General features: G+C 66.8%; 14 protein-coding genes and 1 tRNA gene. 6 read left to right on the plus strand and 9 right to left on the minus strand.

What is annotated here, in order from left to right:
* Positions 1-96: 96 nt before the first annotated feature.
* Both G6032_RS03760 and G6032_RS03765 read left to right on the plus strand, forming a co-directional pair.
* On the plus strand, positions 97-921 hold the full coding sequence (locus tag G6032_RS03760) for a Stp1/IreP family PP2C-type Ser/Thr phosphatase (RefSeq protein ID WP_165280798.1): 825 nt from the start codon (positions 97-99) through the stop codon (positions 919-921).
* A 23-nt stretch (positions 922-944) separates the two neighbouring features.
* Complete coding sequence (locus tag G6032_RS03765; RefSeq protein WP_165280799.1) at positions 945-1,631, plus strand: FHA domain-containing protein; 687 nt, start codon at positions 945-947, stop codon at positions 1,629-1,631.
* Positions 1,632-1,639: 8 nt separating this feature from the next.
* Here G6032_RS03765 and alr read toward each other — a convergent pair whose 3' ends face one another.
* The 8 genes from alr to rnr form a co-directional block, all read right to left on the minus strand.
* Positions 1,640-2,716 (minus strand): alanine racemase, encoded by a 1,077-nt coding sequence (gene alr / locus G6032_RS03770; protein WP_165280800.1) that lies wholly within the window; start codon positions 2,714-2,716, stop codon positions 1,640-1,642.
* A gap of 7 nt (positions 2,717-2,723) precedes the next feature.
* Positions 2,724-4,109 (minus strand): replicative DNA helicase, encoded by a 1,386-nt coding sequence (dnaB, locus tag G6032_RS03775; RefSeq protein WP_346763756.1) that lies wholly within the window; start codon positions 4,107-4,109, stop codon positions 2,724-2,726.
* A 96-nt stretch (positions 4,110-4,205) separates the two neighbouring features.
* Positions 4,206-4,655: a 50S ribosomal protein L9 gene (gene rplI / locus G6032_RS03780; protein ID WP_165280802.1), complete on the minus strand. Its 450-nt coding sequence runs from the start codon at positions 4,653-4,655 to the stop codon at positions 4,206-4,208.
* Between the two features lie 48 nt (positions 4,656-4,703).
* Positions 4,704-5,579, minus strand: coding sequence for a hypothetical protein (locus tag G6032_RS03785; protein WP_165280803.1), 876 nt, complete (start codon positions 5,577-5,579; stop codon positions 4,704-4,706).
* Positions 5,580-5,628: 49 nt separating this feature from the next.
* A complete protein-coding gene (gene rpsR, locus G6032_RS03790; RefSeq protein WP_165280804.1) occupies positions 5,629-5,853 on the minus strand; it encodes a 30S ribosomal protein S18 in 225 nt (74 codons plus the stop codon).
* Between the two features lie 50 nt (positions 5,854-5,903).
* A complete protein-coding gene (rpsF, locus tag G6032_RS03795) occupies positions 5,904-6,332 on the minus strand; it encodes a 30S ribosomal protein S6 (protein WP_165280805.1) in 429 nt (142 codons plus the stop codon).
* 143 nt (positions 6,333-6,475) lie between these two features.
* Positions 6,476-7,210, minus strand: a complete 735-nt coding sequence (gene rlmB, locus G6032_RS03800) for a 23S rRNA (guanosine(2251)-2'-O)-methyltransferase RlmB (protein WP_165280806.1) — start codon at positions 7,208-7,210, stop codon at positions 6,476-6,478.
* Complete coding sequence (gene rnr, locus G6032_RS03805) at positions 7,207-9,444, minus strand: ribonuclease R (protein WP_165280807.1); 2,238 nt, start codon at positions 9,442-9,444, stop codon at positions 7,207-7,209. The genes rlmB and rnr overlap by 4 nt, the downstream gene beginning before the upstream one ends.
* 122 nt (positions 9,445-9,566) lie before the next feature.
* On the opposite strand from rnr, the gene G6032_RS03810 reads away from it, so the two are divergent.
* The 4 genes from G6032_RS03810 (at position 9,567) to G6032_RS03825 (ending at position 11,360) form a co-directional block, all read left to right on the plus strand.
* Positions 9,567-9,653, plus strand: a tRNA-Leu gene (locus G6032_RS03810).
* A gap of 89 nt (positions 9,654-9,742) precedes the next feature.
* Positions 9,743-10,618, plus strand: coding sequence for a hypothetical protein (locus G6032_RS03815; RefSeq protein ID WP_165280808.1), 876 nt, complete (start codon positions 9,743-9,745; stop codon positions 10,616-10,618).
* Positions 10,619-10,828: 210 nt separating this feature from the next.
* Positions 10,829-11,110 carry a BrnT family toxin gene (locus G6032_RS03820; protein ID WP_165280809.1) on the plus strand — a complete coding sequence of 94 codons (282 nt, stop codon included), beginning with the start codon at positions 10,829-10,831 and terminating at the stop codon, positions 11,108-11,110.
* On the plus strand, positions 11,094-11,360 hold the full coding sequence (locus tag G6032_RS03825) for a BrnA antitoxin family protein (RefSeq protein ID WP_165280810.1): 267 nt from the start codon (positions 11,094-11,096) through the stop codon (positions 11,358-11,360). The genes G6032_RS03820 and G6032_RS03825 overlap by 17 nt, the downstream gene beginning before the upstream one ends.
* Positions 11,361-11,475: 115 nt before the next feature.
* On the opposite strand, the gene G6032_RS03830 is transcribed toward G6032_RS03825, so the two are convergent.
* Complete coding sequence (locus tag G6032_RS03830; RefSeq protein ID WP_165280811.1) at positions 11,476-12,366, minus strand: haloalkane dehalogenase; 891 nt, start codon at positions 12,364-12,366, stop codon at positions 11,476-11,478.
* Position 12,367 lies beyond the last annotated feature (1 nt).

Here is a 12,367-nt window from a genome sequence, read left to right on the forward strand (position 1 = left end):
TGTTCAATTGACTATTGGCGCCGGCGAAACCGGCACGGGCGCGACGGGTTGCGCGCGGTACCGAAAAGAAAAGTCCGGTCGCGGAAACAGAACTAAATGAGTCTCAAGGACAAGATCCGCTACTTCCAGTTCACGCACACCGGGCGGGTGCGGGAACACAACGAAGACGCCGTGTTCGCCGACATGGAGGTGGGCCTGGTCGTGCTGGCCGACGGCATGGGCGGCTACAACGCGGGCGAGGTCGCCGCTGAACTGGCCATCAAGACGGTCGCCGACATGGTGCGCACCGGCGTCGAGCGGGAGACCCGCACCTCGGTGGACGACAGCAGCGGGCTGATGCGCCAGAGCATCGTCCTGCGCAACGCCATCATCCGCGCGAACAAGATCATCTGGCAGACCGCCCAGACGCAGCCCCAATGCCGCGGCATGGGCACGACGATCGCCGCGATCCTGTTTCATGACGACCGGGTGTCCATCGCCCACGTCGGCGATTCGCGCGTTTACCGTCTGCGCAAGAATCGCTTCGAGCAACTGACCCTGGACCACTCGCTGATGCAGGAGTTGGTCGATCGCGGTTTTTTCTCCCACGACGAAGCGCTCCGCTCGACCAACCGGAATTATGTCACCCGGGCGCTCGGGGTCGAGCCGACCGTGGATGCTGACGTCCAGGAAGAGACGGTCAAGCCCGATGATATCTATCTGCTGTGCTCAGACGGCCTGTCCGACATGGTCGAGGAAGAAGACATTCATTTAACTATCAGTACCTTTAGTGCTAATCTGCAGACCGGTGGTGAACAGTTGGTCCAGCTCGCCAATGCGAACGGCGGGCGGGACAATATCTCAGTGTGCCTCGCCCAGGTCACGGAGTCGTTCGCCGAGGCACGCGGCCTCGTCGGTCGGCTCAAGGGTTGGCTCGGATAAGTTCTGACAGGAGTTGGGTGACCATGGCCCGGATGATCTTGAGTCTCAATGGCCAGACGCTTGCCGAGTACAACCTCAGCAAGGAACGCTACACGGTCGGCCGGCTGCCGGATAACGACATCCGCATCGACAATCCGGCCGTCAGCGGGCACCACTCGCTGGTTATCAACATCCTCAACGACTCCTTTCTCGAGGACCTGAACAGCACCAACGGCACCTACGTCAACGGCAAGCTGATCAAGAAGCACGCCCTCGCCAATGGCGACGTGATCACCATCGGACACCACCAGCTGAGATTCGTCGATGCCGGCGTCGACGACAGCCAGGAAGAGTTCGAGAAAACCATGGTCATCTCGACCAGCGCCGCCGATGTGGACCGGCTGCGCGCGCTGACGGGCGTCACGCCCGATGAACCGCTCGCGCCCGTGATGCTGCCGGGCTCACCCGCCCGGCTGCAGGTCCTGACCGGCGCGTTCGCCGGACGCGAACTCGTGCTGAAAAAACCGCTCACGACGCTGGGGCGTCCCGGCATCCAGGTGATCGCGATCACCCGCCGCGGAGAAAACTACTCCATGGTGACCGTGGATCGCGGCAAGGCGGGTAATCCGCCGATGGTAAACGGCGAGGCCGTCGGGGCAGGCGCACGCCGCCTCAACGACAACGACGTCATCGAGATCGCCGGCGTGAAGATGGGATTTTTCACGAACTGACCGCGGGATCAGACGTTGGTCACACCCACCCGCTGGGTGACGCCGCACAGCAGTTCGTAAGGAATCGTGCCCGCCAGGCTCGCCACTTCCTCTACAGGGAGCTGTTGACCCCACAGCACGACTGCATCGCCGACGCACACGCCGGGCAACGCCGTCACGTCCACGGCGATCATGTCCATCGAGACGCGCCCGGCGAGCGGCGCGCGGTGGTCGCGAACCATCACCGGCGTGCCGCTCGGGAGACTCCGCGGATAGCCGTCGCCGTAACCGATGGCCGCGATGGCCACCCGGCTGTCCGCTTGCGCCGTCCAGGTGCCGCCGTAGCCCACCCGCTCGCCGCGCCGCACGTCGCGCAGGGCGATGACCCTGCTGAGCAACTGCATGGCCGGGCGCAAGCCCAGCTGTATGCCCGTCTGCCCGGCGAAGGGCGAGACGCCATACAGCATGATCCCCGGGCGCACCCAGTCCGCATGACTGTCCGGCCGCCATAACAAGCCGGCGGAGTTGGCCACGCTGCGCTCGCCGGGCTGTCCGCTCACCGCCGCGGTGAAGCCCTGCAGTTGCCGGTCCGTCGTCCCGGCGTCGCGCTCGTCTGCACAAGCCAGGTGGGTCATCAGTCGGGGCGGGCCGGCCACCCCCGGGTTGCCCGCCAGGCGCCTCGTGACCTGGCTGACATCTTCCGGACGAAAACCGAGCCGGTTCATGCCCGTATCGATCTTCACCCACGTTTCCACGGCACGCGGCAGTGCTGCGGCCTCGAGCATCTCCAGCTGTTCGCGCGAGTGAACGACGACGTCGAGGCCCAGGGAAGCCGCCAGGGGCAGCTGGCCCGGCTCGAATACCCCCTCGAGCAACACGATCCTGTTGCCCAGGCCCGCCTCCCGCAGGGCCACGGCCTCTTCGATGCGGGCCACCGCGAACGCGTCCGCATCCGCCAGGGCGCGTCCCACGCCGACCAGGCCGTGGCCGTAGGCATTGGCCTTGATGACCGCCATGACGCGCGCGCCGGGCGCCTGCCGCCGCACCGCCGCGAGATTGAATTTCAGGGCGCCGCTGTCAACGAGTGCCCGGGGCGCCCGCGTCATGCGGCCGTCACCCGAAAGGGCCGCTGCCGTAGGCATCGGGCATGAAATTCTCGAACTTGGTGTACTCGCCGAGGAAGGTGAGCTGCACATCGCCGATCGGGCCGTTGCGCTGCTTCGAGATGATGATGTCCGCGATGCCCTTGCGCGGGGAGTCCTTGTTGTACACCTCCTCGCGGAAGATAAAGGCGATCAGGTCGGCGTCCTGCTCGATGGCGCCCGACTCGCGCAGGTCCGACATCACCGGACGCTTGTCCGTGCGCTGCTCCACGCTGCGGTTGAGCTGCGACAGGGTGATCACAGGCACTTCGAGCTCGCGCGCCAGCGCCTTCAGCGAACGCGAGATCTCGGAGATCTCGGTGGCTCGATTCTCGGCGCTGCCATGGACCTGCATGAGCTGCAGGTAGTCCACCACGATCAGGTCGAGGCCGTGCTCGCGTTTCAGGCGCCGCGAGCGGGCGCGCAGCTCCGTGGGATTCAGGGCGGGCGTGTCGTCGATGAACACCCGCGCCTTGGACATCACCGACACCGCGGAATTGATGCGGCTCCAGTCCTCGTCCGAGAACCGCCCACGCCGCAGGTTCGACTGGTTGACGCGACCCAGCGACGAAATCATGCGGAACGACAGCTGCTCGGCGGACATCTCCATGCTGAAGATGGCGACCGAGGCATTCATGCCGATGGCCGCGTGCTCGGCGATGTTCATCGCGAAGCTGGTCTTGCCCATCGAGGGACGCCCGGCGACGATCACGAGATCGCCGGGATGCAGCCCCGCGGTCATGGTGTCGAAATCCTTGAAGCCGGTTCCGAGTCCCGTGACGTCGCCCTCGTTCTTCTGCAACTCGTCGAGCCGGTCGATGGTCTTGCCGAGGATGCGTTTCAGGGGCTGGAAGCCCGAGCCGCGCCGCTTGCCCTGCTCCGCGATCTCGAAGACCTGGCGTTCCGCCTCGTCCACCAGCTGGGACGCATCCCGGCCCTCGGGCTGATAGGCGCTGGAGGCGATCTCGCCGCCGATGCGGATGAGTTCGCGCAGCATCGCGCGCTCGCGCACGATGGCTGCGTAGGCGCGAATATTGGCGGCACTCGGCACGTCCCGCGACAGCTGTCCGAGGTAGGCCAGGCCGCCCGCGTGCTCGAGATCCCCGCTGCGGTCCAGCAGTTCCGCGACGGTGACCGCATCCGACGGCTCGCTGCTCTCGGCGAGCTGGCCGATGGCCGTGAAGATCAGGCGGTGGTCGCGCCGGTAGAAATCGCCGGCCGACACGGCATCCGCGATGGTGTCCCAGGCGCTGTTGTCGAGCATCAGCCCGCCCAGCACGGACTGTTCCGCCTCTACCGAATGAGGCGGAACACGCAGCGAATCCGGGCTGCGTGCCGGAAAGACGGATTCTGGAATACCGGCCAATGCAGTCTTACCTGGCGGGACGCGGGATGTCCGTCACCTTAGCACAGCAGAACGGCCGCGCGACCCGGTGTCGCGCGGCCGCCGTGCTCATTCTTCGGCTTCTACGACCACCATGATCGAAGCCGAAACCTCGGCGTGCAGGTGGACCTCGACCTCGTGTTCGCCGATCGTCCGCAGCGGGCCCTCGGCCAGGCGCAGCTCGCTGCGCTCGATGACCACGCCCGCGGCCTCGGCCGCCTCGGCGATGTCCGCGGGACCGATCGAACCGAACAGCTTGCCCTCGGAGCCGGCCTTCGCCGGAAGAACCAGCCGGAGTCCGTTGATCTTTTCGCCGCGCGTCGTCGCCTCGGCGATGACCGCAGCCGCTTTCGCCTCGAGTTCCGCGCGGCGCGCTTCGAACTCGGCAATGTTCTCGGCGGTCGCGCGTGTCGCCTTGCCCTGCGGCAACAGGTAGTTGCGTGCGTAACCCGGCTTCACCTTGACCTTGTCGCCGATGCCACCGAGGTTCTCGACCTTGTCCAGCAGAATGACTTCCATCTTCCTCGTCCTCTTGGTCACCCGGGATCGCTCCCGGAGCATAAGTGTTCAAACCCTGGCCCCGGCCCTCCGCCGCAGGTCCATCAACGTATCAGCCAGGCCGTAAAACGCGAAGCCCATCATCGCCCATGGCGACAACACGATCAGCGCGGACCAGCCCGCGAACAACCACGCCCGGTGCATCTTGCGGATGCGTACCACCGCGTGCATGACCGCGATCCCCTGCAGGAACAGCGCGGTCCCGGCCGGCAGCGCCACCGCGGCCGCCACCGCATTGCCGGTGGCGAGTGCCGCGACGATCGTCAACGCACCCACCGCCCCGGTCACGGAACCCAGCTGCAGGTCCCTGAAGGCCTCGCCGAAGGCCCCCGGACTGGCCAGCCCCGCATGCAGCCACATGCCGAGAAACAATCCCGCGAGCGACACCAGCAGCAGCGACGCCGCAATGATCCCCGGCAGCAGGGCCAGCAGCCGATCGGCCAGCAAAGCTGCGTCGGTTCCGGTCTGCTCGGCCACCGGAGCGATCATTTCCGTGACCAGGCCGGACCAGGGTTCCCCGGTCACGGGGGCCAACAATACCCATGCGCCGGCCAGCACGATCGTCCCGGCGGTCGCGACGCGCGCCGCCGCGGACAATGAGCCGCTGGTGACCAGCAACTGCGTGACCGCGAGCGTCGGCGCCCAGATCGTCACGGCGGACAGCACCCCGGCGATCGGTTGAGCGCCTGAGAGCCCCGTCACCAGCGCCAGGATCGCCGCCGCAAAAGCGCCCGTGGCCCACGCCCGCCCCGGACCGCGCTGCAGCGCCACCAGGGCGAGGACCGCGCAACTGACGGGCGCCAGTAACGGCAACAGGGCCAGCCCGGCTGCCATCAATGCCGCGCGGTAGTCGCGTTCCGTGATCCAGCGGGCAAACTCGAACATGCAACGACCCTCAGCCGCCGTCCAGAAGCGGCGCGGGCCTACACCGGCCTCAGTGGCGGTCGGTGTAGGGCAACAACGCCAGGAACCGGGCGCGCTTGATGGCGACCGCAAGCTGGCGCTGGTAGTTCGAGCGCGTGCCCGTGATCCGGCTCGGGACGATCTTCCCGGTCTCCGTGACATAGGCCTTCAGCGTGGCGAGATCCTTGTAATCGATCTCGACGACCTTGTCCGCCGTGAACCGGCAGAACTTTCTCCTGCGAACGAATCGAGACATGTTCGTATTACTCCTGAGTCCGGTTGAGACGAGTCCAGTTGAGACGAATCCTAGGAATCATCGTCGTCATCTCCCGAATCATCATCGTCGTCGTCACGGCTGCGACGATGGCGGCCTTCACCGTCGTCATCACGATCGCGCGAGCGGCCTTCACGCTCTTCTTCCGGCTTGGCCATCGGCGACGGCTCGGTGACGGCCTCTTCCCTGGCGATCACCAGGTGACGCAGGACGGCGTCATTGAAGCGGAAGGCGCCCGTGACCTCGTCGAGCGCGGCCTTGCTGCACTCGACGTTCAGCAGGACGTAGTGGGCCTTGTGGACTTTCTGGATGGGGAACGCCAGCTGGCGCCGGCCCCAGTCCTCGTGGCGGTGGATGGTGCCGCCTTCGCCCTCGATCATCCCGCGGTAGCGTTCGACCATGGCAGGGACTTGTTCGCTCTGGTCCGGGTGGACCAGGAACACGATCTCGTAATGCCGCATGTTGTCTCCCTTCGGATTGGTTTAGCCGCCCGCCCGGCATGGCGGTGAGGCAGGGAATCGCGCGGACACTGCGCCCGCGCGAAGCCGTACAGGATAACGGCTAGAGGGGCTCCGATGCAATCCTGGAGGTGACTTTCCCGTGGCTACCGTTTTGACAATGCCAGGTAGAGCAACGCGCCCGCGGCCACCGAGACGTTGAGACTCTCGACGCTGCCTTTCATCGGCAGGCTGACCAGCAGGTCGCAGGTCTCCCGGGTGAGGCGGCGCAGTCCGGCACCCTCGCCGCCGAGCACCAGCGCCAGCGGACCCGAGAGGTCGGCCTCGAACACCGATTCACCACCCGCTTCCGCCCCCACGAGCCAGATGCCGCGGGCCTTCAGGCTGCGGAGACAGCGCGCCAGGTTTACGACCCGCACGAGCGGCACGGTATCGGCCGCGCCCGCGGCGGTCTTGCGTGCCGCAGGCGTCAGCCCGGCCGCCCGGTCGCGCGGCGTGATCACCGCATCCACGCCGGCGGCGTCGGCCGTGCGCAGGCAGGCGCCCACGTTCTGCGGGTCCTGGACCCCGTCGAGCACCAAAAGCAACGGCGGCCGTTCCAGGCGGTCGAGCAGTGCTTCGAGATCATCCTCGTCGAGCGGGGCCGCCGGCGCGAGCCGGGCGACCACGCCCTGGTGAGAACCGCCGCCCGCCATGCCGTCCAGGGTGTCGCGGCGCACCGCCTGGCAGGCGATGCCCTGCTCGCGCGCCAGCGCCAGCAACGCCTCCATGCGCGCATCGCCGCGCCCGGCCAGGAACCACAACTCGAGCACCCGTTCGGGCGCGCGCAGCAGGGATTCGCGCACCGTGTGCAGTCCCCAGGCCAGCGAAGCCTCGCTCATTTCCTGCGCGTCCGCCGGCCGCGGCGCCCCTTGACCACTTCCTCGGGAACCTCCGCGAGCTCGAAATCGATCTTGCGATCCTCGAGGCTGACCCGCTGCAGGCGCACGTGGAGGCGGTCGCTCAGGCGGAAGACCCGGCCCGTGTGCTCGCCCACCAGGCGATGGTGGACGGGGTCGCGCTGGTAGTAGTCGCCCCCCAGGGAGCTGATGTGCACCAGGCCGTCGATCTGGAATTCCGGGATCTGCACGAACAGGCCGAAGTCCACCACGCCCGTGACGACCACGTCGAAGGTCTCGCCGACCCGGTCGAGCATGAACTCGCATTTCAGCCAGTCCATTGCATCGCGGGTGGCCTCGTCCGCACGCCGCTCGGTCGCCGAGCAGTGCTTGCCAAGGCCCTCCATTTCCGGCTTGCCATAGCTGAAATCCGTCGGCTGCCCGCCGCGCAACGCATGGCGAATGGCGCGATGGACAAGCAGGTCGGGGTAACGCCGGATCGGTGACGTGAAATGCGCGTAGCGCTCCAGCGCGAGACCGAAGTGCCCGATGTTCTCCGGCTGGTAGACCGCCTGGCGCATCGAGCGCAGGATCACCGTCTCGATGAGATCGGCGTCGGGCCGGCCCGCCACCTCCGCGACGAGGGCGGAGAAATGCTTCGGTTCGAGCCGTTCGCGCGTGGGCAGCGACAGGCCGAAGGCGCTGAGAAATTCCTTGAGGGCGCCAAGGCGGTCCTCTTCCGGCGGCGCATGGACCCGATACAGAGTGGGGATTTTCTGTTTTTCCAGGAAGCGCGCTGCCTCGACATTGGCGGCGATCATGCACTCCTCGATGATGCGATGAGCGTCGTTGCGATGCCGCGGCTCGACACGCGCCACGTGCCCCTTCGGATCGAACACCATCGATACCTCGGGCAAGTCGAAGTCGACGGCCCCTCGTCGCGCCCGGGCGCGCGCGAGCACCCGCCAGACCGCGTGCAAATGCTCCAGGTGAGGCAGCACTTTCGCGTAGCGGCGGCGCAGCGCCGGATCGCCTTCCACGAGCATGCCGGCGACCTCGTCGTAAGTGAGCCGCGCCGCCGAACGCATCAGGCCCTCGTAGAACCGCGCGTCCTGCACCTTGCCGCCCGAGCCCACGCGCATGTCGCACACCATGCACAGGCGATCGACGCCGGGGTTGAGCGAACACAGCCCGTTGGACAGGTTCTCCGGCAACATGGGAATGACCTTGCGCGGGAAATAGACCGACGTGCCGCGCTCCCGGGCTTCTGCGTCCAGCGGCCCTCCCACCGGGACGTAGGCCGACACGTCGGCGATGGCCACGATCACGCGCCAGCCCTTGCCGTCCGGCTCGCACCACACCGCATCGTCGAAGTCCTTGGCGTCGGCGCCGTCGATGGTGACCAGCGGCGTGTCCCGCAGGTCCTCGCGGCCGCGTTTTGCCGCCGGGCGCACACGATCACCCCAGCCTTCGGCCTCGGCCAGCGCCTCCGCCGGCCAGCGGAACGGCAGGTCATGCGCCCGCATGGCGATTTCCGTTTCCACCCCGGGCGCGCCGCCCTCGCCCAGGTTCTCGATCACCCGGCCGATGGGCTGCGTGTCGCGGCTGGGCGGCTCGATCAGTTCCACCACCACGATATCGCCCGGCTTCACGCCCTTTGCACCGGCGGGCGGTACGGCGACGCTCTGCGCGAAACGGCGATTGTCCGGGATCACGAAACCGACCCCGCTCTCGCGCACGTAGCGGCCGACGATTTCGCTGGTGTTGCGCGCCAGCACCTCGACCAGCTTGCCCTCCGCGCGGCCCCGCTCGTCGGTGCGGGCGATCCGCACCGCGACCTTGTCGCCGTGCATGACCTCCCGCATCTCTCGCGGCGGCAGGTAGATATCGTCGCCGCCGGCGTCAGGCGTGACGAATCCGTAGCCGTCCCGATGTCCCGTCACGATGCCGGCGACCAGCCCGATATGACCGACGAGGCAGTAGTGACCGCGCCGGTTCGCGATGATCTGGCCGTCGCGGATCATGGCCCGCAGACGGTTGCCCAGCGCCGAGCGGACTTCCGGATCGTCGACGCCGAGCGCGGCAAACAACGCTTTCGGTTCCAGCGGCCGGCCGGCCGACTCGAGCGCCGCCAGCACCTCCTCGCGCGAGGGAATCGCGACGCGGTAGCGTGTCTCGTCGGATCCGCTGCGACGCGGCTTGACGGACGTGCCCCCGCGTCTTCCCTGGTGTTTCATGTCAGCCTCCCGGGCCAAAGTCATCTCTCGCCCGGGAAAGCTCCCGGCCGCGTTGACAAGGATACACGCCGGCCGTATTCTTCGCGTCCCGTTCAGGCAGGGTTCTCTTGCCTGTGCCTCGTGCCGAGGTGGCGGAATTGGTAGACGCGCTGGCTTCAGGTGCCAGTGGGGGAAACCCCGTGGAGGTTCAAGTCCTCTCCTCGGCACCAAATACTTCGCAACAGCTATTTCGGGCCCAATTCGGCAGCTATATGCTGCCCGGATGATCGTCAGGCCCACCCTCTCCGACTGCATACGCATGGCCGCCATATCGGTCGGCTGGGGCACGATCGCTCTCCTCTTTCCATTCGCCCTGGGCATCGTGCTCGAGGGTATTCCCCTGGCAGGCACTCTCAAGCTGCTTGGCATACTGGCGACGATCTTCGCTGCGGTCTCGCTCGTCGCCGGAGTCGTCATGTACCGGCGATACTCGCGCCGCGAGTGGTCGCTGGACTCGTGGGGCGTCTCCGGGATGGACCAGAGCGGTGGCAAGCGGCGCCTCGGCCGGGGCCAGATCGAAGCGGTCGTGCTTGGCGACCCGGAATCTGATCCGGCTGATGTCACGCGACTCATGCTCCGGTCGAGGACCAACAGGACGGAGATCGTGGCGCGTGTCGTCGGCATGGAGCTCCCGGAGATTTTCGACGAAGTCGCCAGGCATGCGGGGCCGGAGCACCCGCTGGCAGCCTGGTTTCGGCCGGGCGCGCTGGAGAAAGCCAGGCGCGAACATATCGCCTTGCCGACGCCGGCCTCACGCGCGCTCGTGATCGTCATCTGGGCCGTATTGATTGCTTGGGCGTTCGGTGCCCAGTTCTGGGTGGTACCGAAAGCGCAGTCCCTGGGAGACGCGCCCGATTGCGAGGCGGCGAACTGGATGCGCCTGATCATCGTCTATTGGCTCTTCCCGTTCGCGCTGGCTGGCCTCGGCCTGACCATCAGGGCGATCCTCACCTTTCGGAGCCGGCAAGCTCCTCACCCCAGAGCCCCGCTGTTCTTTCCGACCAGGATCACGCGTGGGCGGAAGGCGATTTTCGACGCGGCGGGCATGGCGGGCCTTGCCCTTTTCTTCATCGGCCTCATGATCGCCGCCTGGCGCTATTTCGGCTTCGGTGACATTTTCTTCTTGTGCCTCTGAGCCCAGAGGGCGTTGAGTGGTCCTACCGCGGCGCCCTTACTCTCAACCTTGCACCCCAGCATATTCGATCAAATTCCCGCGAAACCGACTCTTCTCGGCAATCCCGTGCCCGCGCCAGCATGGCGTCCCAGCCACGACTGAAGCCGCGAGCGCGCCGTCGCGCCCGGATCCCCGCGGCCTTGCCAATGACCGCTCTCTTATACATACTCAATGCATATTTCGATCGAATGGGACGCTGCCAAGGCGGCCGCGAACCGAAGGAAACATGGAGTCAGTTTTGACGAAGCCGTCACTGCCCTGCTCGACCCGCAGGCCCTGGCCCGAGAGGATGGGCTATCCGAGGGCGAACCCCGCTGGATCCTGCTGGGCATGAGCGACCGGCCGCGGCTCCTGACGGTCGTCTACACCTTGCGCGGGGACGAGAGAATCCGACTCATCTCGGCGCGCAAGGCCACACGAAAAGAGGCCGAGTTCTATGTCCAAGGACCATGATTTCTCTGAAGCGAAACGGGCCAAGGATGTGCCACACCTGGCCCGGCTGCAAAACCAGGCGAGGGGCAAGACGCGGATCACGATCATGCTGGATAACGACCTGCTCGCGACGTTCCGAGCGCGGGCCGAGGCCGAGGGCATCGGCTACCAGACCCTGATCAATCGCACCCTGCGCCAGGCCGCGACCTCGGGTCCGGTCGACGAGGCGACGCTCAGGCGGGTGTTGCGCGAGGAACTCAAGGCCAGTTAATCGACCCGCTGGCGCCGATTCGCGACAATTCGGACGGCCGTGCGAAATACGCAGGCTACTTCCTCGGCACCACTTGCTACGCTCGCACCCGATTCCTCGCGCCCCGGCTGAATCTTCAGCTCCGCGCGAGAAAATCCACGACGATCCGGGCGAGCTCCTCGCCGCGGTCTTCCTGGATGAAATGCCCCGCGCCGGAGATGCGGCAGTGGGGCTGGCCCTTCGCGCCGGGAATCTCGGCCTGCAATACGCGGTCCAGCCGACCGAAGATCGGATCGCCGGTCGCGAAGGCCGTGAGAAAGGGCTTGTGCCAGGTGCGCAACTCGTTCCACGCAGCGCGATTGGCGGCAGCGGACGGATCGTCCGGACGCGTCGGCACCAACCGCGGAAAGGCGCGTGCGCCCGCCATCGCCTTACGCTCCGGGAACGGCGCGTCATAGGCCCGGGCGACGTCCCGACCGAAGCGTTGCCGGCACCCGGCGCGCACGATGGCCGAGATCGGGAACACCGGCGACCAGCGCGCAAAGGCCTGCCAGAGCTTGAATGCCAGCGGCGGGGACCGGTCGCCGGTGGGCAGGAAACCGTTCGCCATCACCACGCGGCTGAAACGCCCGGGATGCTCCGCCACGAGGCGCAACCCGATCAGCGAGCCCCAGTCCTGCGCCACCAGCGTGATGTCCTGCAGGCCGTTCAGCCGGATCCACTCGCTCATCCAGCCCACGTGCCGGGCAAACGAATAATCCGTCACCCGGGTCGGCTTGTCGGAGCGCCCGAAACCGACCAGGTCGGGCGCGATGGCCCGGTGACCCGCGGCGGCGATCGGCGGGATCATCTTGCGATACAGGAAGCTCCAGGTCGGCTCGCCATGCAAAAGCAGCACCGGCGCCGCCGTCGCAGGCCCGGCCTCCACGTGATGCATGCGCAACCCGTCCACCTCGGTGTAACGCGGCGTAAAGGGGAACCCCGGCAGATCCGCGAAACGGCTGTCGGGAGTGCGGTAGATCTCCATG

Source organism: Wenzhouxiangella sp. XN24 (genome assembly GCF_011064545.1).
In the GTDB taxonomy this organism is placed as follows: Bacteria; Pseudomonadota; Gammaproteobacteria; order Steroidobacterales; family XN24; genus XN24.